The 26,538-nt window shown below is 67.0% G+C and carries 19 protein-coding genes; 6 read left to right on the top strand and 13 right to left on the bottom strand.

Features of this window, described 5'->3' with window-relative positions; translation table 11 throughout:
* Positions 1-268: 268 nt before the first annotated feature.
* From BLU04_RS08435 to BLU04_RS08420, 4 genes are all read left to right on the top strand, one after another.
* On the top strand, positions 269-862 hold the full coding sequence (locus tag BLU04_RS08435; RefSeq protein WP_093284633.1) for a DUF4142 domain-containing protein: 594 nt from the start codon (positions 269-271) through the stop codon (positions 860-862).
* Between the two features lie 146 nt (positions 863-1,008).
* A complete protein-coding gene (locus tag BLU04_RS08430; protein WP_343124804.1) occupies positions 1,009-1,488 on the top strand; it encodes a DUF1003 domain-containing protein in 480 nt (159 codons plus the stop codon).
* 60 nt (positions 1,489-1,548) lie between these two features.
* On the top strand, positions 1,549-3,249 hold the full coding sequence (locus BLU04_RS08425; RefSeq protein ID WP_093284629.1) for a sodium:solute symporter family protein: 1,701 nt from the start codon (positions 1,549-1,551) through the stop codon (positions 3,247-3,249).
* A 13-nt stretch (positions 3,250-3,262) separates the two neighbouring features.
* A complete protein-coding gene (locus BLU04_RS08420; RefSeq protein WP_093284626.1) occupies positions 3,263-3,460 on the top strand; it encodes a hypothetical protein in 198 nt (65 codons plus the stop codon).
* Positions 3,461-3,735: 275 nt separating this feature from the next.
* On the opposite strand, the gene lpxD is transcribed toward BLU04_RS08420, so the two are convergent.
* The 3 genes from lpxD to BLU04_RS08405 form a co-directional block, all read right to left on the bottom strand.
* Positions 3,736-4,779 (bottom strand): UDP-3-O-(3-hydroxymyristoyl)glucosamine N-acyltransferase, encoded by a 1,044-nt coding sequence (lpxD, locus tag BLU04_RS08415; RefSeq protein WP_093284621.1) that lies wholly within the window; start codon positions 4,777-4,779, stop codon positions 3,736-3,738.
* Positions 4,780-4,804: 25 nt separating this feature from the next.
* Entirely contained in the window at positions 4,805-5,845 is a 1,041-nt protein-coding gene (locus BLU04_RS08410; protein WP_197672924.1) for a fatty acid desaturase, read from the bottom strand.
* Between the two features lie 84 nt (positions 5,846-5,929).
* Positions 5,930-8,323, bottom strand: coding sequence for an alpha-L-rhamnosidase (locus BLU04_RS08405; protein WP_157895216.1), 2,394 nt, complete (start codon positions 8,321-8,323; stop codon positions 5,930-5,932).
* A 109-nt stretch (positions 8,324-8,432) separates the two neighbouring features.
* On the opposite strand from BLU04_RS08405, the gene BLU04_RS08400 reads away from it, so the two are divergent.
* Both BLU04_RS08400 and BLU04_RS08395 read left to right on the top strand, forming a co-directional pair.
* Positions 8,433-10,367 carry a substrate-binding domain-containing protein gene (locus BLU04_RS08400; RefSeq protein ID WP_093284619.1) on the top strand — a complete coding sequence of 645 codons (1,935 nt, stop codon included), beginning with the start codon at positions 8,433-8,435 and terminating at the stop codon, positions 10,365-10,367.
* 141 nt (positions 10,368-10,508) lie between these two features.
* On the top strand, positions 10,509-11,912 hold the full coding sequence (locus tag BLU04_RS08395; protein ID WP_093284617.1) for a glycosyl hydrolase family 28 protein: 1,404 nt from the start codon (positions 10,509-10,511) through the stop codon (positions 11,910-11,912).
* A 140-nt stretch (positions 11,913-12,052) separates the two neighbouring features.
* On the opposite strand, the gene BLU04_RS08390 is transcribed toward BLU04_RS08395, so the two are convergent.
* The 10 genes from BLU04_RS08390 to BLU04_RS08345 all read right to left on the bottom strand — a co-directional run bounded on the left by BLU04_RS08390 (position 12,053) and on the right by BLU04_RS08345 (position 26,455).
* A complete protein-coding gene (locus BLU04_RS08390) occupies positions 12,053-13,078 on the bottom strand; it encodes a zinc-binding alcohol dehydrogenase (RefSeq protein ID WP_157895215.1) in 1,026 nt (341 codons plus the stop codon).
* A gap of 19 nt (positions 13,079-13,097) precedes the next feature.
* On the bottom strand, positions 13,098-15,047 hold the full coding sequence (locus BLU04_RS08385) for a sialate O-acetylesterase (RefSeq protein WP_093284613.1): 1,950 nt from the start codon (positions 15,045-15,047) through the stop codon (positions 13,098-13,100).
* A gap of 24 nt (positions 15,048-15,071) precedes the next feature.
* Complete coding sequence (locus BLU04_RS08380) at positions 15,072-17,813, bottom strand: hypothetical protein (protein ID WP_157895214.1); 2,742 nt, start codon at positions 17,811-17,813, stop codon at positions 15,072-15,074.
* A gap of 188 nt (positions 17,814-18,001) precedes the next feature.
* Positions 18,002-19,360: an MFS transporter gene (locus tag BLU04_RS08375; protein ID WP_093284608.1), complete on the bottom strand. Its 1,359-nt coding sequence runs from the start codon at positions 19,358-19,360 to the stop codon at positions 18,002-18,004.
* A gap of 10 nt (positions 19,361-19,370) precedes the next feature.
* On the bottom strand, positions 19,371-20,351 hold the full coding sequence (locus tag BLU04_RS08370; RefSeq protein ID WP_093284605.1) for a hypothetical protein: 981 nt from the start codon (positions 20,349-20,351) through the stop codon (positions 19,371-19,373).
* 3 nt (positions 20,352-20,354) lie between these two features.
* Positions 20,355-21,158, bottom strand: coding sequence for a GDSL-type esterase/lipase family protein (locus BLU04_RS08365; protein WP_093284603.1), 804 nt, complete (start codon positions 21,156-21,158; stop codon positions 20,355-20,357).
* A 55-nt stretch (positions 21,159-21,213) separates the two neighbouring features.
* Positions 21,214-21,861 carry a hypothetical protein gene (locus BLU04_RS08360; RefSeq protein WP_093284600.1) on the bottom strand — a complete coding sequence of 216 codons (648 nt, stop codon included), beginning with the start codon at positions 21,859-21,861 and terminating at the stop codon, positions 21,214-21,216.
* Positions 21,862-21,914: 53 nt separating this feature from the next.
* Complete coding sequence (locus BLU04_RS08355) at positions 21,915-25,187, bottom strand: hypothetical protein (RefSeq protein WP_093284597.1); 3,273 nt, start codon at positions 25,185-25,187, stop codon at positions 21,915-21,917.
* Entirely contained in the window at positions 25,165-25,995 is an 831-nt protein-coding gene (locus tag BLU04_RS08350; protein ID WP_093284595.1) for a prepilin-type N-terminal cleavage/methylation domain-containing protein, read from the bottom strand. The genes BLU04_RS08355 and BLU04_RS08350 overlap by 23 nt, the downstream gene beginning before the upstream one ends.
* Positions 25,979-26,455, bottom strand: coding sequence for a hypothetical protein (locus tag BLU04_RS08345; protein WP_093284592.1), 477 nt, complete (start codon positions 26,453-26,455; stop codon positions 25,979-25,981). Before BLU04_RS08345 ends, BLU04_RS08350 begins: the two co-directional genes overlap by 17 nt.
* Positions 26,456-26,538 lie beyond the last annotated feature (83 nt).

Here is a 26,538-nt window from a genome sequence, read left to right as displayed (position 1 = left end):
GCGGCAGGGAGAGGCGGCCACATCCCCTCGACGCCGGTGTATGAGTATATCTCTCCACTGTGCCTAGCTAGTGTCCCCTAGATTACTCTGGCCCGCGCCATTGTCAAAAAGAGGGACCGACTTTCTGCCCCAAACACCCCCCTCCGCGTTGCAATACGCCCCCTGGTTTTTCGGGAAGGTTTCCGGGGAAATCCCTTTTATGAATATGATGTCGAACAACTTAGAATAAAAAAGGCCGGATTGGCATGGCGGATGCAAATTCAGATTCATGCAGAACATCCTCTACTTCTACAACGGCGCTCGCCTCGGGAAGGTCGCTTTCGCCCTTCTCCTGTCGACGGTTTTCTCCATCTTTGGAACGGCGACGGCGATTTGCCAGACCTCCTCCAATAACCCGGCCTCCGCAGCCCAATCGACCTCCCTCTCCAAGGCCGACATCTCCTTCCTGAAGGAGGCCTACCAGGGCGGTCTCTATGAGGTCGAAGTCGGCAAATATGCCGCCGCCAACGGAAAGGCTTCCGTGGTCCGGGACTTCGGGCAACAAATGGCGACCGACCACACGGCGTTGAACGACAAGCTCGCCGCCGTGGCGAGTAAAAACGGCGTCACCCTCGATACCGAGCCAACAGCCCTGACAACGACCAAGATCAAGACGGCAACCGTCCTCTCCGGCACCCCCTTCGACAAGACCTACGCCCGGATGGCGGTCCACGACCATAAGAGCGACATCAAGGCCTTCGAGAAGATCGCCGCCGAAACCTCGAATCCCGAGCTGAAGGCCGCCGTGAAGGACGCCCTCCCGACCCTCCGCCACCACCTGATGATGGCAAAGAGCGCCAAGGCGACCCTCGCCGCCTCGTAAAATCCGAACCTCTCCCTCAAACCCCTGTTCTCCCTGCTCCCCCGCCCTTCTCCGGCGGGGGAGACCCTTTCCCCGGGACCCTCCCCCTTATGACTCCCCCCGCCCCCGCCGACCTGCCCCAGCAGAACATCGACCTCATCGCCCGGATGGAGCGGGAATCAAGCCGCATCCGCACCCCCGGCCAGCGGATCGCCGACGCCATCGCCTCGGGGGTCGGCAGTTGGCCCTTCATCCTGATCCAGAGCGGCCTCTACGCGGTCTACATCGTCCTGAACGTCGTCGGTTACATGCGGCATTGGGACCCCTATCCGTTCGTCCTCCTGAACCTCTTCCTCAGCTTCCAGGCCGCCTACACCGGGCCGATCCTGATGATGAGCCAGAACCGCCAGTCCCGCCTCGCCGAACGCCGGAACCACCTCGATCTCCAGATCAACATGATGGCCGAGCGCGAATCGACCGAGACCCTCCGCCTCCTCCGGCAGCTCTGCCAGAAGCACGGCATCGACCCCGGAGACTCCGATGAATGCTCCCTCCTCGAGCAAAAGATCGAGCCCGAGAAAATGCTCCGCCAGATCGAGCAGGCCGAACAGGCCCAGCCGCCCGAGCCCCGCCGCTCCCAGAGCTAGCCGTTCCCCTTTACGCCGGAGGGCGGAATCAGTACCGTTCCGGGGAGACTTTCGCTCCCCATGCCTCCCCTCCCCCCTTCCGCCGCGATCTTCCATCTCGGCCTCGTCGATTACTCGATCCTCGCCGTCTACATCGCCGTCGTGATCGGCGTCGGCTTCGCCCTCCACGGGAAGATCCGGAACGCGGGGGACTTCCTCCTCTCGGGCCGGTCGGTCCCCGTCTGGGTCACCGGCCTCGCCTTCCTCTCGGCGAACCTCGGCGCGCAGGAGGTGATCGGCATGGCCGCCTCGGGGGCCAAGTACGGGATCATGACGAGCCACTTCTACTGGGTCGGCGCGATCCCGGCGATGGTCTTCCTCGCCGTCTTCATGATGCCCTTCTACTACGGCTCGAAGGCCCGCTCGGTCCCGGAGTACCTGAAGCTCCGCTTCGACGAGCGGACCCGGGCGCTGAACTCCTTCACCTTCGCCCTGATGACGGTGATCTCCTCCGGCGTCTCCCTCCACGCCCTCGCCTCGCTCCTCCGCCTCCTCCTCGGCTGGAACTACGACGTCTCGATCGCCCTCTCCTCCGTCGTCGTCCTCCTCTACGTCCTGAAGGGGGGCCTCACGAGCGCCATCTACACCGAGGTGATGCAGTTCTTCCTCATCGTCCTCGGCTTCGCGCCCCTGGTCTACCTCGGCCTCCGCGACCTCGGCGGCTGGGAGGGGATGGCGGCGCGGCTCCCGGAGGCCTTCACCCATTCCTGGCGGCAGATGGGGACGACGGAGAACCCCATGGGCGTCGAGTGGTTCACGATGGTCTTCGGCCTCGGCTTCGTCCTCTCGTTCGGCTACTGGTGCACCGACTTCCTCGTCGTCCAGCGGGCGATGGCGGCGCACTCGATGTCGGCGGCCCGCCGCACGCCCCTCGTCGGCGCGGTCCCGAAGATGCTCTTCCCCTTCCTCGTCATCGTCCCCGGGATGATCGCCGTGGCGCTGGCGACGAACGCGGCCTCCGGCTACGCGATCCCCCTCAACCCCGAGGGCCGTCCCGACTACAACATGGTGATCCCCTCCCTCCTCCTCCGCTACTGCCCCGAGGGGCTCCTCGGCCTCGGCCTCACGGCGCTGCTCGCCTCCTTCATGTCGGGGATGGCGGGGAACGTCACCGCCTTCAACACCGTCTGGACCTACGACATCTACCAATCCCGCTTCGGCCAGGGGAAGGACGACGCCCACTTCCTGCGGGTCGGCAAGGCGGCGACCCTCTTCGGCATCCTCGCCTCGATCGGCTTCGCCTACCTCGCCCGTTCCTTCAACAACATCATGGACGCGCTCCAGCTCGTCTTCGCCTTCGTCAACGCGCCGCTCTTCGCCACCTTCCTGCTCGGGATGTTCTGGAAGCGGACGACCGGGGCGGGAGCGTTCTACGGCCTCCTCTCCGGGACGGTGGCGGCGGCGGTCTTCCACGGCCTCTCCCTCTCCGCAGGCGGGCTGCCCGGCATCCGGGGCGCGTGGATCGCGCAGGCCTTCTCCTTCCCGTCGGAAATGGCGCAGAACTTCTGGGTCGCCATCGTCGCCTGGTGCGCCTGCTTCACCGTCACCCTCGGGGTCTCCCTCGCCACGCCGAGGACGAAGAGCGACGCCGAACTCGCCGGCCTCGTCTATTCCCTGACGCCGAAGGCCTACGACACCGAGACCTGCTGGCACAAGAAGCCTGCCGTCCTCGGCATCCTGATCCTCCTCGCCGCCCTCGTCCTCAACCTGATCTTTGCCTAAAGAACGCGACCCCATGAACCTCGATCTCCGCCTCCCCATCGGCATCCTCTTCACGACGCTGGGGCTGATCCTCTCCGGCTACGGCTGGGCAACCCACGGAAACGCCATGTACGCGCGCTCCCTCGGGATCAACATCAATATCGAATGGGGAGCCGTGCTGATCGGCTTCGGAGGACTGATGCTCTTCCTGGCACTAAGGAAAAAGAGCTAACCCGAAGCAACACCTCTCAATAGGAGTCTAGGCGCATTGGCCCCGTCTCTCCCTATAGTTCATACGCTCGGGCGCTGGGGAAGCAGCGGATTTTAATCCAGTTAGGAGACAAGGCGCCGCCAAAGCGCGTCCGCCTAGTTCAGGCCCTCAGAACAGGAGGTTCCAGGAGGGGCAAAGCCCCTCTTGGGCTATAAAGCGGATCGCCTCCAGCTGTACAGGGTCGACCGCGCCAGCCCCAACGGGCGCTCAAAGAAGCAGCGTCCTAAGGACGCTCTCTACTCCCCAGCCGGGGAATCCCCCTCCCCCACCCTCTTCTCCAACGCCTTCACCCGCCGCACCGTCTCCGGAAGCTGCGCCGTCGCGACCCACTGCCGTTTCGCCTGGATATCGCTGACCGCCGGATGGCCGAGGACCCGCCCCCCGTCCGGAATGTCCCGCATGACGCCCGACTTCGCGCCGACGAGCGCCTGGTTGCCGATCTTCAGGTGGCCCGAGATCCCCGACTGCGAGGCGATGACGACGTAGTCCCCCATCTTCGTGCTCCCGGCGATGCCGACCTGGCCGAGGAGGAGGCAATGCTTCCCGACGACGACGTTGTGGGCGAGGTGGACGAGGTTGTCGATCTTGGTCCCCTGGCCGATGACGGTGGCGCCGAGCGCCCCCCGGTCGAGGGCGGCGTTCGCCCCGATCTCGACGTCGTCCTCGATCACGATGGTCCCGATCTGCGGGACCTTGCGGTGCTTCCCCTGGTCGAGGACGTAGCCGTAGCCGTCGGAGCCGATCGCCGTTCCTGCATGGATGGCGACGCGGTTCCCGATGCGCGAGCCGGGATAGACGACGACGTTGGGATGAAGGACCGTATCGTCGCCGATCCGGCTCCCCGCCCCGATGTGGTTGCCGCCCATCAGGACGGCCCGCGCGCCGATGCGGACCCCGGCGCCGATGACGCAATGGGGGCCGACGTGGGCGCTCGGATCGATCTCCGAGGTGGTGTCGAAGAAGACGCCGGGGGCGACGCCCGGAGGATAGGCGGGCGGGGGGAAGAAGAGCGCGAGGGCCCGGGCGACGGCGATCCGGGCGTCCTTGACCCGGATGAGGGTCTTTCCCCTCCCTTCGGTCCCGGGCGCGAGCGCGGCGGGAACGAGGATCGCCGAGGCCTCACCGGCAAGGGCGGCGGCGAGGTAGCTTTCCTGGTCGGCGAAGGTGAGATCGCCCCCCTTCGCGCTGTCGGCGGGGGCGATGCCGGCGAGGACGAGGTCCCCGTCTCCGACGACCTCCCCGCTGAGTTCCTTCGCGATCTGGGAGACGGTGTAGCTCATCGGGGGACGGGGGTGGGGTGGAAAATCAAAGGGCGACCATCTGCTGCGTCTCGACGTCCCAGACCTTCAGGCGAAGGCAGCGGAAGATGTCGCCCGGGCTCAGCGAGGTGACCTTCGCCTCCTGGAGTTCGGGGATCTTCCGCCAGACCTCGGGGAGGCGGTAGAAGGGGACCCGGGCGTTGAGATGGTGGATGTGGTGGTAGCCGATGTTCGCGGTGAACCAGGCCATCACCAGGCCGGTCTTCATGTAGCTCGACGATTCGAGGGCGGCCTTCTCGTAGGTCCAGCCGTCCTTGTCGAAGAATGAGACGCCGGGGAAGTTGTGCTGCGCGTAGAAGAGGTAGGTCCCGATGGCGTAGGCGATGAAGTGGGGGATGACCTGGGCGCAGAGCCACGCCCCCCAGCCGAAGCCGAGGACCCAGCCCGCGCCGATCCCGACGTGGACGAGGAGGGCGATCAGGCAGTCGCTGTTTTCCCGGGGCTTGTTCTGGAAGGGGCGGAGGCACATGCCGATCAGGAAGACGAAGAGATAGCCGAAGAGGATCGTCACCGGATGGCGCATGAAGAGATAGAGGCGCTGCGTCTTCTTCGACGCCTTCTGGAAGTGGGCCTTCGTCATGATCGGGAACGAGCCGATCTGGGAACCGCGCATCTTCGAGTTGTGCTTGTGGTGGTGGTCGTGGGAGCTCTTCCAGATGCTGCTCGGGCTGAGGAGGAGGATGCCGACGATCCGCATCAGGAGCGCCGCCGCCTTCGAGCGGGGGAGGATCGCGTGGTGCTGCTGATCGTGGTAAATGACGAAGAGGCGGAGGATGAACAAGCCGCACAGCACGCTGCACCCCGCCTGGATCGCCAAGCCCAAACCGAGGCCGACGTCAAACAGGCCGAGCGCCCCGGCGGTCGCCCCGATCCAGAGCGCCAAGGTGGAAAGAACGACCCACCAACTCCGCACGGCCTGGTCGCGGGCGAACGGTTTCGTCGCGAGGATCAGTTCCTTGCCGACGCGGATCTTGGGGACTTCAATCGGATGCCCTTGCGCGCGATTGTGAAGGGATTGGGTGGGCATCTCGTGGGGGTATCGATTCGGGATGCCCCAGAGCGTAGCAGAAGGATTCCCCCCTAGAAGAGGAATCGGAGATAAAAGAAGGCCCTACCACACGAGGTGCTGTTTTCCGGCCCGGAGCGGTTTTTCGACCCCTTTTGCCCGGAAAAGGCCCTTTAAACCGTTTGGAAGGACGATTTCGGCCCTAAAACCTCCTTTTCGGCGGGTGATCCGGACCGAGATCGGGCCGAGGGGGTGGGCCAGTTCGCCCGAGGCCTCGGGCAGGGAGCCGAGTTGCGGGGCGATCACGACCGTCTCGAAGCCGAATTTCCCCGCTCCCGGCCGGATGCCGAGGACGCCGGTAAGGTAGTGGTAGAGCGGATGGGCGCTCCACGCATGGCAATCGGAACGGGTGGTGCCGAAGTTCTCCGGCGTCGTCCGGAACCCGGCGCGGAGTCCCTCCCGCCATGTCTCCAGACGGGCGGCGAAGAGATCGGCCCGGCCCGCGTCGAGGCAGGCTTCGAGATAGTAATGGGCGAAGTAGCAACTCGACCGGACGAGATCGGTCCCCTCCTCCAGCCCCTTCCAGACGCGGGCCTTTTTGCGCGCGTGGCCGTCGAAGATTCCGGCGAGCAGGGCGAGGCATTGCGCCTGCTCCGACCACGCCGTATGGGCGGCATCGTCGGCGAGGAGGCCCCGCTCCTCGTCCCAGAAGGTCTTCCACAGGGCCGTCACCGCCGCCCGGCGCCACCGCCGGTACCGGGCCGCCAACTCGGGCTCCCCGGCGTACTCCTCCAGCTCGACGGCCATCCCGAGCACCAGAATCCAGTGGGCCTGGAGGACGGCGGAGGAGCCTCCGGGGACACACCCCTTCGGGATCCCGCCCGGGCGATATTCCGAGTCGTAGAAATTCCAACCGGCGAGGCCCCTCACGAGCCCTTCTCCGTCCCCCTCGACGCCGGCCTCCCGGCGGAAGAGATCGAGGACGGCGCGGACGCCCGGGAGCCGCGCCGCGATGTAATCGGGATGTCCCCGCCACCGGGCGAAGTCGTGGACCATGGCGATCCACCAGAGCGCGAAGGGGGGGATGAGCTGGCCGCCCCCGCTGGGGTAGGAGGCCGTGACGAGGCCGGTCGGGTTCGCCCGGGAGGCGTCGAAGAGCTCGAGCGCCTTCCGCTGGGGCCGTTCCTCCCGGCCCAGCGCATAGGTGAGGAGGCACTGGAGCCGGGTGTCGCCGACGTACATCATCTGCTCGTAGTAGGGGCAATCGGTGTAGGTCTCGTGGAGGCACGCCTCCAGCGTCCGCCGGTTGACGGCGAAGAGGCGGGCCAGCTCGGGATCGGGCGTCGTCCAGCGGCTCTCGACCCGCAGCGGATAGCCGGTCTCGAAAAACGTCATGCCCTCGAGCGTCAACGGCTCCCCGCCGACCTCGACCCGCAGCTCGACGTAGCAGCCGCAGCGCCACCACAGGGGCCGCCACCGGCGTCCCGCGCCGCCGTCGGCGATCACCTCGTCGGCGGGGCCGACGAAGCGGCTGTCGAGCGGCACCGCCGCCCGCCGCTTCTCCCCCGTCTCGGGATCGCGCAGGGCCTCGGCCCAGCCGAGGGAGATCCGGCTCCCCGCGCCGCCGCTCCAGCGGAGCTCGGGATAGGCGCAGAGATAATCGTCCAGGTCGACGAGGAGGACGGCCCTCGTCCGGGCGGGGAGTGTCACCGGTTTTCCCTCTTTCAACAGCGCGAGGCCGTCGCCGGGCGCGATCGATTCCGCGCGGAAGATCCGGAATCGCTTCCAGGGGCGGCTCCGCTGTGGGGGAAGCGAAGCGGGACGGAGCCAATGGGTCGGCGTCGTCGATTGGGGGCGCTCTCCGTGATAGCCGCCCTCGCCGAGGCGGACCGAAGCCCATCCCGTCCCCTTCCCCTCCTCCCAGCCCCAGGGAGTGAGGCGGGTATCGATCCGCTCGCTCGGCCCCGCGCCCATGGCCGTTCCCGCCGCCTCGTCCATGCTCTCGAAGACGCGGTCCCGCAAAGGAAGGATCTCCCACGGCCCGAGGCCGGTCGCCAAACGGGGGATCAGCGCCTCGCTTTCGGGGCAGCAGAAGAAGCCGGGGGCGATCGAGACCTGGGCCCACGGCGCGAACCGGCCCAACGCCCAGACGCAGGCGACGAGGCAATGGTCCCCCGGCGCGAGATCAAGGGCGTATGACTCGTAGTGCCACCGCCCCCGGTCCCCGCGCTCCGCGCCGCGGCCGATCCATTTCCCGTCGAGGTAGAGTTCGTAGCGCTCGTCGGCGGTCACGTGGATCCGCTCGCGGCGGCGTCCCCCCCGTTTCGCGGGCTCCGCGGTGAAGGCGCACCGGAAGGCCGCCACCCACGGCTTCTCCCACTCCCTCCCCTCCGGCGGGAGCACCCACGAGGCGGGCCACTGGGAAACCGTCTTCCACGGTTCGGCGACCGAATAACCAAGGCTTGCTCGGAACGGCGGGGAAATCAGCGCGATACGCATGTGGGGGTCCTTCTCCCATTGGAGGGGACGTCGTCGATTTGTAAAGGCGGACCGGCCGGAACCGAACTTTCCCTTGTCGAACCTTACCTGAATGTTTAAATGATTTTCCATGGCCTTCGGCACGCTCGTCCACGAGGCGGAAACCCTGCTCCGCAATTGGTTGAAGGAGGCGAAGATCGGCGACGGGGACCGCCTCCCCTCCGAACGCGCGCTGGCGAAGACCCTCGGCATCCGGCATTACGCGCTGAATCGCGCCATGGCCCGCCTCGTCGCGGAGGGCCTCGTCTCCCGCCAGGGCTACCGGCTCTTCGGCGCCTCGCAGCGGCCCCCGGCGGGCGCGGCCCCCTTCACGTGCCACCTGGTGCTCGCCCACCGCTCCATCTACCTCCGCAGCTACCGCAAGACGGCGAAGGACCTCGGCATCGACCTCGAGGTCCACAGCTGGGAGACGCAGGAGGAGGCCGTCGCCCTCCTCCACCGGCTCGACGACGGGAAGACGCAGGGCGTCGTCTTCGATCCCCCATTCGGCTACGGCATCCGCTACTGGGAGGAGGCGATGGCGCGGCTGGTCGGCAACGGCATCCCGGCCGTCTGCGTCGGCAATCCGGTCGACGTCTGCCCGTCGATCCTCGGGGACTATCCCCGCGCCGTCGAACTCGCCTTCGAGCACCTCCTGGAGCAGGGCCACCGGGAATTCGCCCTCATGTGCCCCCCGCCCTGGACCGCCTCCCTCACGGAGATCGTCACCGCCTGGAAGAACCTCTGCGCCCAGCACGGCTGCGCCGCATCGGCCGGGCGGATCCAGCTTCCGAACAACTCCCTCCCCCTCCGCGAGGACATCGCCGACCTCGTCGACCGCCTCGCCGGGGAATGGAACGAGGTGACCGCGCTGATCGACTACACCGAGAACGACTCGAACATCCCCTTCCTCGTCGAGAAACTGAACGCGCGCAAGAAGCACCTGCCCCGCGACCTCTCCCTCGTCTCCCTGCGGGACGCCCAGATCCTCCGCACCCTCACCCCGCCGATCACCGTCATCGAGGCCAACTTCAACCTCATCCAGGAGACCGCCTTCCGGATGGTGCAGCGGCTCGCCCGGAAGCGGAACGATCCCGGCCTGCCCCAGGGCCCCTTCAGCATCCGCATCCAGCCGGAGCTGATCCTGCGCGGCTCCACCGGCCCCAGCCGGACGGCCCCGCCCCCGTCGGCCCGGGACCTCCCCCGCCTGAAGAAAGCTCCCGGCGCCACGCCCGCCTTCCTCCGCTCGGTCCAGGGGCCGAAGGACAAGGCCCCCCGCCTCGAACCGTGCCCCGATCCGAACCTGGAGACGGCGCTCCTCCGGCCCTACGAGAAGATCGCGCGGGTCGACGCCTCGCGCTTCCTGGAGCTCGACCTCGCCCCCCACATGAACCGGCCGCTCAACTTCCGGCGCGGCTGGCTCGGAGACCTTCCGCTCAAGAACATGGCCCCCGGCGTCCGCTCGATCCACGGGGTCCCCTTCCGCATCCTCGGCGGGCCGCGTCGCGTCGATTGCGGGGCCGTCGTCTTCCAGTCGAGCGTCAACACGAAGGGAAACGCGCAGGAACTCCCCACCCGCCTCCGCGTCCCGATCGGGGCGAAGGTCGAGGCCGTCTACTTCCTTCACGGGTGCGGCTACGCCCGGTTCCTGAAACCGTTCGCCACGTACAGTTTCCTTCGCGGGAAGAAGCCCGTCGCCGAGATCGCCCTCGTCCCCCTCGGCCAGCCCCCCGCCGATCACCCGACCGGCCCGGTCTCGCCCGAGTTCCTGCGGGCGAACATCCAGGACTGGTGGCCCGACCTTCCCCACTTCGACTTCCCCGAGGCCCGCATGGCCCCGGTCAACCAAAGCGAAGCGGGGGAAGCGGTCGAGCGGCACGCCTATCTCTACACCCTCGAATGGATCAACCCGGAACCGGGCAAGCCGATCGACTACCTCGACATCGCGGTCAATCCGGCCCAATCGACGACGCTCGGCCTCCTCGCCGTCTCGGCCCTCCGGACCTCCGTCCTTAAAAGCCGCTGAGCGGCTCTTCCTCCCGTTTTCCGCGCCTCATTGGGCACACCGCCGGAAGGCCGTCGGGATGTTGAAACATTTCAATGTGAATCGCCTCCCGCCGGGCAGTTAGGTTTTTCCAAGCGGCTCCCCGCGCGGGACCATCGGAGCATGACCAGTCGCACCTGCGAACCCCCGGTTCCCTCCCTCTCCGGGACCGTCGCCAAGGCCTCCCCGGCCCCGAAGCCCCATCTCTATCCGTCCTCCCTCCGGCGCTCCGCCGTCTTCCGCGTGCGGGTCGGCGGCATCCCCCTCGACGTCCTCCATCACGAGGCGGCCCACCACGCCTCCTTCGAGTGCGGCGGCCCCGTCGAAGTCGAAATCGAGATCGAGATGACCGGCTCCCCCCAGCCCGGCACCTTCTTCATCCGCCCCCTCGTCCTCGGGATCGAGACGACACTCTCCGAGCGCCGCCTCCACTTCACCCTTCCCGAACCCCGGAACCTCCAGATCGAGGTCGCCGGACAGCCCCTCCTCTATCTCTACGCCCGTCCCTTCGCCCCCGCGACGCCGACCGGGCCCGACGTCCGCGTCTTCGAGACGGGCCGCGTCCACGAGGCGGGGCTCATCCACCTCCGCGAGGGGGAGACTTGCTGGATCGAGCCCGGGGCCGTCGTCCGGGGAAGCATCCGGGCCTACCACGTCGACGGCGTCCGCATCGGCGGCTACGGCATCCTCGACGGCGGCTATTGGGTCGAGCGCGGCGACGGCGAGCGCCGCAAGGGCATCGTCCTCGACCATTGCACCAACGCCCGCGTCGACGACATCCTCATGCTCGGCCCCTGCCAATGGATGCTCGTCCTCGGGGCCTGCACCGACGTCTCCGTCCACGGCCTCCGGCAGATCGCCAGCGAGATGAGCTCCGACGGGATCGACATCGTCGGCTCCCGGAAGATCCGCATCTCCGGCTGCTGCCTCCACAACGGCGACGACAACATCGCCGTGAAGTCGCTCTCCAACACCTCGCGCCCCGACGAGCGCCTCCCCCTCAGCCCCGCCATCAAGCCCTGGACCGGGACGGTGGAGGACGTGGTCGTCTCCGACTCGGTCTTCTACAACATCAACGGTGGCTCCGCGATGGAGATCGGCTACGAGACGACGACCGAGGTGATCCGCGACATCCACTTCCGGAACATCGACGTCCTCGCCGTCCACGAGTTCGGCTCGGTCTTCGGCATCCACAACGGCGACCGCGCCTGCGTCGAGAACGTGACCTGGGACACGATCCGCATCGAGCACCACTTCGACACCCTGATCGACATCCGCACCCTGAAGTCGCGCTGGAACACCGATCCCGTCCGCGGCCACGTCCGCAACGTCGCCATCCGCAACGTCCGGGCGCTGAAGAGCCAGCACAACGACGGCTACACCGTGAGCATCATCTGCGGCCACGACGCGGCCCATCCCGTCACCGGGGTCGTCTTCGAGAACTTCGAGCTCGGCGGCCGGCACGTCGCCAACGCCGACGACCTCGACCTCGTCACCCGCCACGCCCACGACATCGTCTTCCGCTGATTTACGCCGGCGCGCCCACGAGGTAAGGCGGCCATCCTCCGCATCGAGGATAAGGCGGGAACAGGATATTCCCGCCGCCCTCCGTCCCTTGCGGGAGGCTTGGAAGGTTGGCGGCGGGAGGGACCACCCTGTTTAGGGAATCACTTCCACTTCAGCACCACCCCGACGTAATCCTCTTTCTGGTTCAGCAACCCCTCGTAGGCCGCCTTGATCTCCTGCGGGGGAAGGAGATGGGTCAGGAGCGGGGCGATGCGGAGGCGTCCGTCGGCGATCCAGGAATAGATCGCCGCCAGCTTCTTCTGCTGCGTGTACAGGTGGTCGAGAGGCGATTCGGTCGGCGCGTACCATTCGAGCGCCCCCTTGATCGTGATCCACCGGATGTGGGCGGTGCGGAAGACCTCGGTGAGGTTCCCGGCGAATTCGGTGCGGGGGCTGCCGAGGACGACGACTTCCCCGCCCTGCGCCGTGAGGCGGAGGGCCTGGAGGGAGACGGCGCTGTGACCGACGGCGTCGACGGTGACCTCGGCGAGCTTGCCGCCGGTCAGTTCGGCGACCCCGGCGGCGACTTCTTCCTCGGTCCCCGAGAGGACGTGGGGGATGCCGCAATCCTGGGCGACCTGCCGCCGCCGCGCGCTCGGGTCGACGCCGATGACGTGGGCGCCGGTGAGGCGGAAGAACTGGGCCGCGAGGTTGCCGACCATCCCGAGGCCGATGACGACGACCCACCGGGCGTATCCGGGCTTCGCGTTGTCGAGGCCCGACATGGCCACCATCGCCATCCGGGCGGCGACGGCGTCCTCGAGGGAAATCCCCTCCGGCACCGACGCGATGATCCGGTAGATGGGATCGAGCGTGTAGCGGAAGACGGAGGCGTGGGGGCCGTTCGTGTAGACCCGCTTCCCGATCCAGGCGGAGAGACCGTTCCCCGCGTCGAGGACGCGGCCGACGTTGCCGTAGCCCGACTTCCACGGGTAGGCGCACCAGGCCCCTTCCTTGTAGACGTCGGCATCGGTGGCGGTATACCCGGCCAGCTCGGTCCCGGCGCTGATGAAGCTCCGCTCCGATTCGATGAGGACTTCGTTGGGTGCGAGGTTGCCTTCTTCCAGCGTCAAGGACTGGAGAGAGACCTCGCGCTTGCCGGTAATAACGACTTGGTTGATTTGCATGGGGAAAGAGGAAGGGGAGTTACTCCGCGTCGGTGCGGAAGGGAACGGCGGGGAGGTCGGCGGCATTGACGAGGTTGCAGCCTTCCGGGTTGTCGGCCCAGGCGTAGCGGAGGGCCCGGGGGACGGCGATCTCCGGGTGCCAGGCGACGAGGCTCTCGCCCTCGATCGCGGCCTCGGCCCAGACGAAGATCCCGTCGCCGCCGCAGAGGGCGACGTGTCGGGGCGCGCCGCCGTCCCGCGTCCGCAGCCCCGCCGCATGGCGGAAGCGGACCCGCAGCCGGGCGGGCTCCCCGGTGGCGCGGGATTCGACGGCGTGATCGGCGTAGATCGGGCCGGAGGGGAGGCCGCCCCGTCCGTAGGTCTCGGCCAAGGCCCACGCGGCCAGCCGGAGGCCGACGGTCCGCTTGTCGAGCGGGTGGATGTCGCCCGCGTCGCCGACGTCGATCGCCACGGCGAGGCCGGTGCGCGGCTCGGCGAGGGCCATCGCCTGGGCCTCGCGCAGCTCGGCCCACTCGCTCGCGAGCGGCTCGGCGGCGGCGGGCATGTAATTGGCCAGCTGCACCTGGAGGAACGGGAAATCACCCTGCCCCCACGCGCGGCGCCAGTCGCCGATCAGCGTCCGCATCAGGCGGCGGTAGGCCCTCGCCTCCGAGGCGTTCGATTCCCCCTGGTACCAGAGGACGCCGCGCAGCGCGAAGGGGAGGAGCGGCGCGACCCGGCTGGCGAAGAGAATGGCGGGGGAGTTCTGGTCCTCCGCCCCCCACGCCGTCGTCGGCGGGATGACGAGGCCCCAATCCTGCTCGACGGTGTAGCGCCACTCCCCGACGAGGGAGAGGCGGTCGGTGGCGTCGGTCTCCTCGTCGGGGAGCGGAAGAGTCAAGCCGAGGCTCATGCCCGGCTTCTCCCCCCCTCCGATGATCCCGCCGTGATAGACGTGGGAACGGACCCGGACCGCGATGGCGACGCTCCCGTCGGCGGCGACGAGGCGGGCGGGAACGGGATAGACGCGGGGCGTCGCCCACGTCATCGGGCCGTCGGCCCAGGAGAGGCCGCCGACCCGCTCGCCGTTCACCCAGGTGTCGTCGTGCTTGTCGACCATCCCGAGGCGGAGCGTGAGATCGCGTCCGCGCCAGGCGGGCGGGACGACGACGGTGCGGCGGAACCAGAAGACGCCGCTCCCGGGATGGCCGTGGCTCTGCCAGCGGGAAGGGAGGGGCATGGTCTGCCACGATCCGTCGGCGAAGCCGGGGGCGGCCCAGCCCTCGGCGAGGCCCCGGTTCCCGGCGTCCTGCGGCGCGCCCCGCTTCTCCCAATCGGCGTAATCCGCGTAGGTCTCCTTCTGCGGCAGCGTCGGATCGAAGACCTCGCCCTCGAACTTGGCGATCTCGTCGAGGCCGAGGAGGTCCTGCATGAGGGCCTCGCGGCTGATCCAGGCCTGGATACGGGTCCCGCCCCACGCCGTGCAGATGAGGCCGACGGGGACGCCGAGCTCCGCATGGATCCGCCGTCCGAACCAGCAGCCGACCGCCGAGAAGGCGGCGAGGGCCTCGGGGGTCGCGACCTCCCAGCGTCCCACGACCTCGGCCTGACGGACCAGGCGGGCGGGATTCTGGACCGTCAGCAGGCGGACTTCGGGCATCGGCGCCGTCGCAACCTCGTCGAACGGCTTCGACCGGTTCAGCGTCCACTCCATGTTCGACTGGCCGGAGCAGAGCCAGACCTCGCCGACGAGGAGGTCGCGGACGACGACGCGGCCCGAGGCCGACTCCGCCGCGAGCTCGAAGGGACCGCCCGCCGGACGCGCCCGGAAGCGGACGAGCCAGCGGCCGTCATCGGCGGCGGCGACCCGGGCCGTCTCCCCGGCGAGGGTGACGGTGACCCGCTCGCCGGGAGCGGCGCTGCCCCAGACGGGGATCGGGAGATCGCGCTGGAGGACGGCGTGATCCTGGAAGAGGGAGGCGAGGCGCATGGCGGGGAGCACTGGGAAGAAGCGTCAGTTGGAAGGGGCGACCAACGGCTGCTTCAGCTTGTAGATGCCGACGCCGCCCGCCCAGAGCTCGCGGGTCTCCGGATTGAAGCGGAGGACCATCGGCTTCACGTAGGGGATGTTCCCGGTGATGAGGTCCCAGGTCGCGCCGCCGTCGACGGTCTTGTAGACGCCCCCGGTGGAGCCGCCGTCCCAGGTGCCGCGGGAGAGCCACATCGTCTTCGGATTCTGCGGATCGATGTCGAAGCCCATCCCGGCCCAGTTCTCCGGGAAGTTCGTGATCTTCTTCCAGTTCTCCCCGTGGTCGACGCTCCGCCAGACGTTCGTGTCGAGGGCGTAGATCGCGCCGTCGGGGCCGACGTGGATGTTGAAGCACCATTGGTTGTTCGGCAGGACGTTCTTCCAGCTCTCGCCGCCGTCCTCGCTCCGGTAGACGCCGCCCTTCATCCCCATGCCCGACCAATAGATCCGCTTCGATTCGGTCGGGTCGACGGCCAGGCCGTAGAACATGCGGCGGCTGCCCGGCTGGTTCGCCAGCTGCTTCCACGTGAGGCCGCCGTCGAGCGACTTGAAGACGCCGCCCCCGCTCTTGGTCGACGTCGCGTCGCCGTCGATGCCGAGGTAGACGATCATCGGGTTCTTCGGATCGACGGCCAGCGCCCGGGCATAGCCGGTCCCCCACATGACGTTCTCGTGCGGGAGGTAATTGGGCAGTCCCTCGGTCGTCACCCTGAAGGTGCCGCCGCCGTCCTCGCTGACGACGACGCGGTTCGGATACCGCCCGTCCCACGGGGTGACGGTGCTGATGATCCGGTCGACGCCGTTGACCGAGGTGACGTTCAGACGCCAGTCGTGGCCGCTGAGGTCGGCGGTGAACTTGAGCGGCCAGAGCTGCCGCCAGGTCTCGCCTCCGTTCTCGGTGACGAGGGTCCCCTCGTCCATCGCGCTGACGTAGGTCTTCTTTCCGTTCGATCCGAAGCGGATGTCGGCGACGCAGGTGATGTCGGCCCCCCGGTCGCGCTCGTGCCACGTCATGCCGCCGTCGTCGCTCCAGCAGGGCCACCAGTTGGCGCTCATGTAGAGTTCCGAGGGCTTGGCCGGGTTGATCGTGAGGTTCGTCGGCGCGCTGAGGGCCGTGGTCATCTTCGGCGACGAGCTGAAGACCCGCTGCATCGTCGGATCGGCGTCGATGTCGACGTGGAGCTCCGAGATCCTTTTCCAGGTCGCCCCGTTGTCGTTCGAGACGTAGAGGCCGCCCGCCCACGCCTTGTCGCCGATGGCGTAGAGGTCGGAGAAGGTCGCCGGAAGGGGAGCGGGGGCCTTGCCGTTGGCCGGGGCGGAAGGGGTCGGATGGGCCGAGGCGGGCAGGGGCGGACCGACGACGACCTCGTGGAAGTTGAAGTCGGCGGCGACCCCCTCGGTCAGCTTCGTCCAGCTCTTGCCCAGGTCGGTCGAGCGCCAGATGCCGTCGCCGAAGAAGGCCCCGTAGAGCGTGTTCGGATCGGACGGATCGAAGGTCACCCCGGAGGCCTTCTTCGGCGTGTCGAGTTCCTTCCACGTCGTCCCGCCGTCCTGGCTGAGGACGAGGCCGACGTCGGCGCTCGCGGCGGCGACCAGCAAGGGATTCTTCGGCGAGACGGCGACGGTGAAGACCGGGCCGCCCGTCGCCTCGCCGAGGCGGAAGTTCGCGTAGGTCTTGATGTCCTTGTCGACGGTGAAGTCCTTGATCGGCGTCTGCCCGGCGGGGGTGACGTAGAAGAAGGTGCTGAAGCCCCCGGCGTAGGCCTCCTGGTCGAGGGCGCCGGAACAGGCAAAGTCGAGGCGGTTCACCGTCGCCCAATCGGGCTTCGGGGGGAGCGTGGCGGCCTTCGCCGGGTTCTTCGCGACGTAATCGGGATCGAGGGCGAAGTCGGCGGTGTTCAGGATGACGGTCTGGGGCTCGGCGCTGCCGAAGATCTCGGGGAGGTTCTTGCTCCGGTAGGAGACCCCGGCGGAGGTCTGGACGATGACGAGGCAGGTGCGGGGCAGCGTCACCGCCTTGTTCGGCTGGGCCTGGAAGCGGAAGCCGATCCCGGTGCACTCGGCGGCGTTGGCCCCGTCGGGATACTTCATCTGGAACCAGAACCCGCCGTAGGCGCCGCCGCTCGCCTTGCCGAACTGGCCCCGGAGGGTGCCGGGCGGGGCGGCGGCGACGGGGACGGTGTAGGCGACGTTCCAGCTCTGGCCGCCGTCGGCGCTCTTGTAGACCTTGCCGAGGGGCGTCCCCGCATAGACGTTGTTCCCGTTCGTCGGATCGACGGCGACGCTGCGGAAGCTCTTTCCCTTCTCGCCGGTGATGTGGAGATCCTTCTTTCCCGTCTGGGGAAGGAGCTGCCAATGCTCCCCCTGGTCGACGCTCTTGCAGAGGCCGCCCTCGGTCGCGGCATAGACGGTGTCGGGATTCGTCCGGTCGACGGCGAGGGAGAAGACCCCGTGGTCGATGAGCCCGTTGTTGATGATCTTCCAGTGGAGGCCGTGGTCGTCGGTCCGGTAGGTGCCATTGACGTCGCCGCCCATGTAGATCACGCCGTCGCGCGTCGGATGGAAGACGGCCGAATAGAAGAAGCCGCCGCCGCCCCAGCCGCACGGCTGCCAGTCCGCCTGGGCCGCCTGGGCATCGTCGGCCCGCGCCGCGCCGGGGAGCCCCGACCCCAGGGCGAGAGTGAGACCGAAGGCGACGATTTTCACGGAACGGGGGAGAGATTTCACAATGAGGAGTTACAGTGCGGAGGAGGGAAAAAAGGCCAAGATCGAACGCGAAGGAAATTCTGCGGGTCTCTGTATTGGTTGTAAGAATCGGCCGCGACGAAGCCAATGCAATAGGCCCCGCCGCCCGACTTTCTTAATATTTTGTCCAAACATTTTGTCCAAACATTCTCCGAGATCTCCCGTCCCGCTCAGACGACGGGCGGGAGCGGCGCGACGTAGTGATCGGGGCCGCCGTAACGTTTCCAATCCCGGATGACGAGCCACATCGGATAGGCGGCAAGGGTGAAGAGGACGGCACTCCAGACATAGGTCATCCGGTAGTTGCTATGGACCAGGTCCATGAAGCGGCCCATGAGGAAATTGCCGACGATGAGGGCGCCGCAACCGAAGACGTTGAGGCCCGAGGAGAGCTGCCCGAAGCGTTCCGAGGGGAAGAGCTTCATCGTCGCCGCGAAGGAGCCGATGCCCCAGGCCGCCGAGGGGAGGGCGTTGACGAGGCTGAAGACCAGGTAGCTCGTCTTGCCCTGCACGAGGAAGTAGCCCGCCACGCACCCGATCGCCATCCCGAAGAAGCCGACGAGGGTGACGCGGAGCGGCGAGAAGCGGTCGCAGAACCACCCGATGATGACGAAGGCGATCGGCCCCGCCGCCGTCCCCCAGGTGAAGAGCTTCCCCATGTCGTGCATCGTGATGTGGAGGGTATCCCGGGTGAAGAGGGCGCCGAAAGGCCCGGCGCAGTTCGTCGCGATCGAGGCGAGGAGGTAGGCGATGAAGAAGTTCCGGTAGATCGGGACACTCATGCAGTCCCGGAAGTAGAGGAGAAACGCCTCGACCATGCCGGGGCGCTCGTCGACGGCGGGGGGCGGGGGATACTCTCCTTCCTTCACCCAGAAACACATGAGGAGGAAGGCGGCGAGATAGAAAAGCGCGACGCCGATGAAGACCTCCCGGCGGCGCTCCATCAGGTGGGGGAAGACGTACCAGAGGAAGACCATCGAGCTGAGCGCCCCGACGACACGGAACCACGCGAGGAACCGGGAGATGGTCTCCTGCGGCACCACGTCCCGCAACAGCCAGTTGTAGAGGTTCACCAGCATCATGTTGAAGAAGTGGTAGCTGACGACGAGGAAGCAGAGCAGCCCGATGATGATCGTCCCGACGGCGACGGAGGGGGCGACGCGGGAAAGGAAATGGAGGTGGATCCACGCGGCGATCTCGGGCGCGAAGCCGACACCGACCAGCGAGAGGGCGGTGACCGGCGCGACGACGTAGAGGAAGGGAATCCGCCGTCCGAGGCGGCTCCGGTATTGGTCGCTCCATCGGCTGAAGTTCGGCAGGAAGAGGATGTTGACCGCCCCGGCGATGCTCCCCGTCATGACGCTGATCAGCGTGTTCGAGGCGTTGAGATCCTTCAGGTAGAAGGGGAGGAAGCGGCCGAAGATGCTCTCGAAAAAGGTGAAGGCGAAGTCGCCCCAGAGGAGCCAGAAGAAAAGGAAGGCGAGCCCCCTCGCGGTGTAGTTGAGCGTGCCGGCCTGGTAGGTTTTCATGAAATGGGGGTTATTTTGAAGGGACGAAGCCGTCCGCCGTGGCGTTCAAAAAGGCGGCCTTGGCGGCCTCGTCCTTCGCGTCGGCCGGGAAATCGAGGAGGGTCCAGCGGACCTTCCACTCCCTCGCCTCGCCCGTACGGAGGAACCAGGAGGGGCTCTGGGTCTCCAGCTCGTAGGTCGGGGCCTTCGGGTCGAGGAAGGTCTGGAGGTTGGTGGCGTCGAGGTAGGGGAGGGCCGCGTCGTAATCGATCGCCTGCCGGAAGGCCGACGGGCCGCTGGCCAGGGCGATCCAATGGCCGAAGGTGCCGAGCTTCAACAGCTCGCCCGGCCAGGGGACCTTGAGGAACCGGCTCTTCCCCAGGAGCGCCACCCCGGCGGTGACGGCGACGGGGGAGAGATCGGGCCACGTGCGGAAGGCCTTCCATCCGGGATGGAGCATCGGGAGCGATTCCATGACGACGTAATCGCCCGCGCGGACCGTGGTGATCGTCCAGGCATGGACGGGGAACGGGCTCTCTCGGACCCGCTCGAAGCGGAAGGTGTGGACGGCCTCGGTCGAGCCCGGCAGGAGCTCGATCCGCCGCGTGACCCGGAGGCCGAGCTGCGGGCTGACGCCGCTTTGCATCTCGATGCGGATCGGCGACTTCGAGACGACCGTCCACGGCTCGCCGTCGATGATATCGTCGGCGCCGGTCGTGCCGTAGATCTGGGGGCTCAGGAACTGGGGGGCGGGGATGAGGCGATCTCCTCCCCAGGGGTTCCAATGCCAGTTCGGCTTCGGCGGCGTGTCGGAGATCGCCAGCCAGTTCCCCTCCCCCTTCCGGTGATAGGAGACGATGCGCCCCGTCTTCGGCGTCACCTGGAGGGTGACGACGCCGTTGTCGAGGGTCTCGACCGGCCCCAACACCTCGAACTTCCCCTCCGCCCGGAGGGGGCAGAGGGAAAGGGAGAGGAGGACGGCAAGCCGCAGGGCGAGGAGGGACGGCCGCATCGACTACTTCAGCAGGTCGGTGAGGACGGGGTCCATCGTGTCATGCCACACCTGGTAGCCCGCGGCGTTCAGATGGGTGCCGTCGGGGATGTAGAGTTCGGCGATCGGCTTCTTCCCGTCCTCGGCGGCGAACTTGTCGAACATGTCGAAGTAGCGGACCTGGCCGCCGTCGAGCTTCGCGGTCATCGCGTTCGTCGCCTTCACGCGGCCGCAGAAGTAGCTGTTCTGGCAGGGCAGCATGCCGAGGAGGAGGATCTTCGTGTTCGGGAGCTTTTCCTCGATCTTCTCGACGACCGTCTTGATTCCCGCGGCGATCTCGGTGTTTGTCCCCTTGTTGTTGTCACCCCACATGTTGTTGATCCCGATCATGAGGACGACGACCTTCGGCGTGATCCCGTCGAGCGTGCCGTGGTCGATCCGCCACAGGACCTGGCGGGTGCTGTCGCCGCCGATGCCGAAGTCTTCCGCATGGAGCGGGGCGTAATACTTGTCCCAGATCTCCTTGCCCCCCGGCTTGAGCCAGCCCGCGGTGATCGAGTCCCCGAGGAAGAGGATCTCGATGTCGCCCTTCTTCGCCCGCTCGACGAAGATGTTGTGAGTCTGCTCCCACGCCGCCTTGAAGCCCGGCCAATAGCCCCAGGCGGCCTCCGACGGGCTGCTGGCCGGAGCCGGACCCGTGCCGATGGTCGGCGCAGGCGCGGCCGCGGGGGCATCCTGGGCGGCGGCGGTGAGGGGGGAGAGACTCCAAGCCGCGAGCACGAGGGACGAGGACCAGAGGAGGAGGGTGGATTGGAGCGGGCGATTCATGGGATGGGATGTGGGTGGGTGGGAAAAGAAGGGGGAAAAAAGAAGGCGGGAAGGATTACTTCCCCTCCTTGATGACGCAGTCGGAGATGTAGTAGGAACCGGGCGAGGGCTTGCCGACGTTCTGGAGGCTGATCCCGGAGATGCTGGCGGGGCTGGCGGAGGAGGGATCGTTGATCGCCTTCGGAAGCGGGATCGTCACGGTGGTCCAGCCCGCTTCAGACGCGGTCGTCGAGGTGACCGATTCGAGGGTCGTGATGACGTTGGCCGCGCTGTTCGATTCCTTGCCGTCGGCCTTGAAGAAGGTGACGATGAACTGGAGGTTCTGGGGATCGGGGGAGGCCCCGGTCGCCGTCGCCTTCGTCTTCAGGTAGACGACGATCGATCCGTCGGCGCGGAGCTTCTCGGTGATGGGGACCGCATGGGCGGCGTCGCTGAAGAGGCGGACGCCCGCGTAATCCTTCGCATCGTCCCCGGCGACGACTTCGAGGGCCATCTCGCCGCCCCCCTCGACGCGCTTCGCCTTCGAGGTGAGGACGGTGAGGCCGCTCCACGAGGGGGAATTCCAGCCCGGGGAGAGGCCGCTCTTGCTGGAGAAGATGACGGAGTCATCGGCCTGCGCGGCTGGGGCGGCGAGGAAGAGGGTGAGGCTGAGGGCAAGGCTGAGGGCAAGGGCCTCGAACAGGGAGCGGCGGGTGGTTTTCATGGTTTTTATGATTTTACGGGGTGCGTTTGGGTGGGGTTTGAAAAGAAAGCGGGTTATTCCGAAGGGGTCTCGATCGACTTGGAGAGGATCGCCCCGGTGTAGCGGTCGATGGCGAGGTGCATCCAGTAGCGGCGCTCCCCCTCGACGACGAAGTCCTTCAGGGCCGTCGCCGTCGGCGGGTACTTCCCGGTCTGCTCGACGACGTCGATCAGGAGGTTCCACGTGCGGGCCGAGGTCGAGCTGGCGAGGGCGCGCGCGACGGCCTCGTGCTCCAGCTTGCTCGTCGTCGGGAGCGTCGCCGTCACCCCGGCGAGGCGGGGGGCCAGCTCGCTCGAGTCGAGCATCGGGGTCGTGGAGGTCAGCGCGACGAGGGCCTTCGAGATCCGGTCGGCATCGGTCGAGGTCAGCGTCGAGGGCGTCGCGACCGAGGCCGTCGCCTCCAGGGTCCGCGTCCCGTTCAGCAGGGCCTTGAGGACGGTGGCGTTCCTCGTGTTGAGGTTGACCCGGCCCGAGGTGACCGTCGTGTCCTCGACGCTGAAGGCGTCCATGAGGGCGGCGTCGGCACTCGAGGCGGAGAAGAAATCGAGGGTCTTCCACGGCACGTCCCGGAAGGCGTAGCCGAGTTCCCCCACGGAGCGGAAGGGCCGGTTCAGGATGATGGGCCGGGTGTTGGTCGCCCCCCCCGCCGCGCCGTTGAGGTAGGTGAGCATCGGCTGGTTGCTCGGGCTGAGGTAAGAGTCCCCGGGACGGATCGCCGCGTCGGCATCGGCATAGGCCGTGTAGTTGTATCCGGCTCCGGCCACTTGCCCGGCGACGTTCTGGCTCATCATGTCCCAGCGATAGGTGGCACCCGCCGACATGGGCCAGGGCGAATGACCGGAATCACCTCCACCGAGGTATTTGATGATTCCCGAAGCGGTGTCCTTGACGATGAGGTTGTTTCCTCCCGCCACCGGCGCGGGGAACTGCGTAGGGAGTGGTGGAGGGAACACCCCAGGGGTCGTTGTAGCCGCAGGATTGGCTCCCACATTGACCCCCATGCGCGTGGTGCGCGGATCGGCCTTGCTCATGTACCAGCCGTCGAGCGTATCGGCGCGGAACATCGGCAGATTCGCCGTGGGTGGGCTGTTAAGAAGCGCCGTCTGCATCAACTGGAGCCAGTAGCCGGTGTTACCGAACCCTCCGGTCGCCGACGAACCCGATTCCTCCAGCCCGCCACTGGTCGCATAGGTCTGCCAATTCTGGTTCGCGTCTTTGTATTGGAAAGAGAAGAGCGCATTCACATATCCGATGCCGACGAACCAGCTCGCGTTGTGATTGGCCGCGAGCAACGCTAAATTTGAAGCAGGGATCGTCGTTCCATTTAACATGTAGCCGAGGGCCGGCGTCGTGAGGTTCGTGGGGAAGTCGAGGATCGTCGCGTCACCGTTGGACGTCGCCGCGTCCTGGAAGACGACCGTCGGCTCGCGATAGGAATTGTAGAGGGCGTTGAATTTCACGTACTGGCCCAGGGGAAACGTCGTCTTGACCACCGGAGGAGGGGCGGTAGGACCGGAGCCAGGCTGCATCTGGAACGCGCTGCCCAGATAAGGGACGATACGAAATTCGGTCGGCCCCACTGCGGGAGTCGTGGCGAGTTGCTGGTGGGGATTCCACATCTCGAAGAAGACCCGGGGATTCAAGGTGGAGAACCAATTGACGTTTCCGGCGGCGGACGGATTCTGATAGGGCGAGCTGGTGATGATCTTCATCAGCACCTTGTTCGGATAAGGGATGTCCTCGATCCCCTCGAACTTGATCCCGTTGAATTTCAGGATCGTCGGGTAGTTGTCGGCGTCGGCCTGGTCGATGATGTTCGCCCCGATCCGCATGATCTGGTAGGTGGTGATCTGGTCGATGAGCTTGGTGGAGATATACGAGTTGTTCGGGGGGAACTGCCCCACGGAGCCGCTCAGGATGCAGGCCTGGAGGAGCTCGAAGAAATTCGGCTCCCGCTTCTCGTCGGCGGCCTGCTGGAGGGTCTTGATCGTGGTGGCGGGGGTGCCGTCGATATTGCAATAGACCCAGGGAGAACTCGAATCGGCGCGCTGGAGGCCGAAGTACTTGAAGACGTCGGAACCGGTCCCTCCCGTCCCGTTGTAGGAGACGAGGGCGAGGCGGCTCAGCGGGAAGCGCCGGTTGAGCAGCGGCTCGCCCGCGTGGGCCGTCGTCCCGTCGCGGCGGGTGAATTCCTTCCCCGTGGCGACCCGGACCCGGGGAAGGGCCCGGTTGATGGCGGCGGCGGTGTTGGCGTTGTCCTTGTAGGCGTACCCGGTCAGGTTGGCCGTCGGCCCCCAACTCGGGACGTTGGAATCCTTGGAGAAGACCGTGAGGTAAGGAAGGGCGTTCGTGCTTAGGATCGAAGGATTGTCCCGGGCGTAGCGGATGAGGTCGCTCCGGCTCAGGAATTGGGTGTCGCCGGGATAGGTCGTCTGGAAGCCGTTCGTCGCCACCCCCTTCGTGACGTAGGTCGAGTAATCGTTGCGGCTCGCCGCGTTGCGCCATTTGACGAGGTTATCGACGCTGCCGACGCCGGGGATCAGGGAGAGGTCGGCCCAGGCGGCGCTTCCCTTCATCTGGGCCGAGGCGGCCTCGCTGGCGGGGTACCCGGCGACGTTGATGTTGAGCAATCCGCCGACGTCGTAGACGGCGTAGGCGAAGCGGCTGAGGATGTAGTTCTTGTTCGAGGGAGCCGGATTGTTCGCCGTGTTTCCGGTCGCGCCGAAGGGAAGGCCGACGGCGTTGGTCGGGCCGTCGCGGGTCATCATCACCCAGTAGGGGGCGCTGGCATTGTTCGGGAACGTCCCGAGGTAGGGCATGTTCCAGCGGGAGAGGCTGACGTAGTGGCCGTTCTGCGAGGCCGCCGTCGAGCTGAGGGTCGAGGCGAGCAGGGTCCCCTTGGCCCGGCTGCCGGTGTAGGAGGGGGCGTTCGTGCTGATCTTGACGAGGTTCGTCATGAGCGTCTGGTTGACGCCGATGGGGGTGGGGAGGAGGTTCGCCGCGGTGACGTTCGTGTAGAGGGCGTTGGTCGGGTAGGTGAGGTCGGGAAGCTGATCCTTCGCCATTTCCTTCTGGAGCTCGTTGGCGACGAGCTGGAGGCAGCCGACGCCCATCTGCTCCGCCTTGAGGGACTGGCTGTAGTTCTGCGTGGCGGAGCGGTCGGTCCGCGTCACGGTGACGAAGGAGACGAGGCAGAGGGCGACGATGGAGAGCGTCGCCAGGACGAAGATCAGCGCCGCGCCCCGATCCCGGGCGAAGCGGGAGTCAGAGTGTGGGAAGGGTGACATAGCGTTCAAATATTTTGAGGTTGGCCTTCACCCCCATGGGGTACCCGTTCAGCGCGCCGCTCTTGATCATCTTCTCCCAATCCCCCTTCACGCTGGTGGTGCCGTGGGCCCCCTCCTCCAGAAGGCTCCGCAGGCCGAGGAATTGGGCGCTGTTGAGCTGGAGGAGAGTCTGGTCGTCGATGACGGCGAGGGTGAGGCCGACGCCGCAGAGGGGATTGGCGGAGGAGGTGCCGGAACTGCTGACGGGGCTCGACGTGCCCGCGCTGTAGGTCGAGGACAGGGTGCCGTCGGCGTAGAGGAAGACGGCCTTGTAGGCGATGACCCCGGCGGCGGTGTCGCGGGGATGGACGGCGTTGGCCCCGAAGCCGGCGGTGTTGCCGAAGGCGATGGAGGCGGCGTCGGAACTCCAGAGGATGCCGGTGTCGCCGCGCTGGAGGGTGCTGAGGCTGGCGAGGGTGCTGCGGTCGGTGCTGTAGGAGTAGGTGACGAGGGAGACGGCGCGGACCGAGCCGCCCTGGGAGCTGACGCCCTGGGAGTTCGTGTAGAGGGAGAGCTGCCCGCCGGGGAAGGCGGCGAGGTCGGAGCGGAAGACGCCGCCCCGGATGTCGCGGGCGAACATCTCCAGCATGACGCGGGCCTTCGTGAAGTTGTTCGCCTTCCGCTGCCCGCCGACCCACGCCTGGGTCACGGAGCCGAGGATCTGGCTGAGCATGACCATGATGAAGACGAGGATCGCCATGGCGCACATCACCTCGACGAGGGTGAAGGCCGCGCGGGGGCGGCGGGAGGCTTTAGCGGATCGGCACATAGACGAGCAGTTCGTAATGTTTGACCATCGCGCTGGTGAGGGCGGCCTGCGGGGGCCAGCTGAGCATGAGATAGATCTGGGAAAGGGAGCTGCCGGTCGCCGCGTTGGTCCCGGTACGGCAGGTGACCTGGTAGGCGGCGTTGGCGAGGCTGGTGAGCTTCCCGTCGACGCCGATGTAGGTCCCCTCGGTGTAGAGATCGCCGTAGGGGCGGGAGATGGCGTTGGCCGGGAGGACGAAGTTCGCGATCGTCCCCGTCGGCGAGGCCATCCGGGTCGAGACGATGAGGGAGGCGAGGTTCGCCGCCTGGATCTGGTCCTCGGAATCGCGGCTGCTCTGCAGGCCGGTCCCGAACAGGCCGAACATGGCGATGAGCGCGAAGGAGCAGATCCCCAGGGAAAAGGCGACCTCGATCAGGCTGAAGGCCCGGGTGCCGATGCGGTGGAAGGAATGCGTCTTCATCGTGCTCTGGCCCCGGTTCCCCTCCTCTCTCTCGAAAGGGTCCCGGGGCGTTTCGTCTTGTTGCCTTGGCTGCTCTTGCTCCC

Source organism: Verrucomicrobium sp. GAS474, from assembly GCF_900105685.1.
In the GTDB taxonomy this organism is placed as follows: Bacteria; Verrucomicrobiota; Verrucomicrobiia; order Methylacidiphilales; family GAS474; genus GAS474.
This window is presented reverse-complemented; position numbering and strand designations above follow the sequence as displayed.

What these genes read in the sequence shown, in the direction of transcription:
- BLU04_RS08435 (WP_093284633.1), top strand. Translation starts at nt 269, where the DNA reads ATGCAGAACATCCTCTACTTCTACAACGGCGCTCGCCTCGGGAAGGTC.
- BLU04_RS08430 (WP_343124804.1), top strand. Translation starts at nt 1,009, where the DNA reads ATGGAGCGGGAATCAAGCCGCATCCGCACCCCCGGCCAGCGGATCGCC.
- BLU04_RS08425 (WP_093284629.1), top strand. Translation starts at nt 1,549, where the DNA reads ATGCCTCCCCTCCCCCCTTCCGCCGCGATCTTCCATCTCGGCCTCGTC.
- BLU04_RS08420 (WP_093284626.1), top strand. Translation starts at nt 3,263, where the DNA reads ATGAACCTCGATCTCCGCCTCCCCATCGGCATCCTCTTCACGACGCTG.
- lpxD (WP_093284621.1), bottom strand. Translation starts at nt 4,779, where the DNA reads ATGAGCTACACCGTCTCCCAGATCGCGAAGGAACTCAGCGGGGAGGTC.
- BLU04_RS08410 (WP_197672924.1), bottom strand. Translation starts at nt 5,845, where the DNA reads ATGCCCACCCAATCCCTTCACAATCGCGCGCAAGGGCATCCGATTGAA.
- BLU04_RS08405 (WP_157895216.1), bottom strand. Translation starts at nt 8,323, where the DNA reads ATGCGTATCGCGCTGATTTCCCCGCCGTTCCGAGCAAGCCTTGGTTAT.
- BLU04_RS08400 (WP_093284619.1), top strand. Translation starts at nt 8,433, where the DNA reads ATGGCCTTCGGCACGCTCGTCCACGAGGCGGAAACCCTGCTCCGCAAT.
- BLU04_RS08395 (WP_093284617.1), top strand. Translation starts at nt 10,509, where the DNA reads ATGACCAGTCGCACCTGCGAACCCCCGGTTCCCTCCCTCTCCGGGACC.
- BLU04_RS08390 (WP_157895215.1), bottom strand. Translation starts at nt 13,078, where the DNA reads ATGCAAATCAACCAAGTCGTTATTACCGGCAAGCGCGAGGTCTCTCTC.
- BLU04_RS08385 (WP_093284613.1), bottom strand. Translation starts at nt 15,047, where the DNA reads ATGCGCCTCGCCTCCCTCTTCCAGGATCACGCCGTCCTCCAGCGCGAT.
- BLU04_RS08375 (WP_093284608.1), bottom strand. Translation starts at nt 19,360, where the DNA reads ATGAAAACCTACCAGGCCGGCACGCTCAACTACACCGCGAGGGGGCTC.
- BLU04_RS08370 (WP_093284605.1), bottom strand. Translation starts at nt 20,351, where the DNA reads ATGCGGCCGTCCCTCCTCGCCCTGCGGCTTGCCGTCCTCCTCTCCCTT.
- BLU04_RS08365 (WP_093284603.1), bottom strand. Translation starts at nt 21,158, where the DNA reads ATGAATCGCCCGCTCCAATCCACCCTCCTCCTCTGGTCCTCGTCCCTC.
- BLU04_RS08360 (WP_093284600.1), bottom strand. Translation starts at nt 21,861, where the DNA reads ATGAAAACCACCCGCCGCTCCCTGTTCGAGGCCCTTGCCCTCAGCCTT.
- BLU04_RS08355 (WP_093284597.1), bottom strand. Translation starts at nt 25,187, where the DNA reads ATGTCACCCTTCCCACACTCTGACTCCCGCTTCGCCCGGGATCGGGGC.
- BLU04_RS08350 (WP_093284595.1), bottom strand. Translation starts at nt 25,995, where the DNA reads ATGTGCCGATCCGCTAAAGCCTCCCGCCGCCCCCGCGCGGCCTTCACC.
- BLU04_RS08345 (WP_093284592.1), bottom strand. Translation starts at nt 26,455, where the DNA reads ATGAAGACGCATTCCTTCCACCGCATCGGCACCCGGGCCTTCAGCCTG.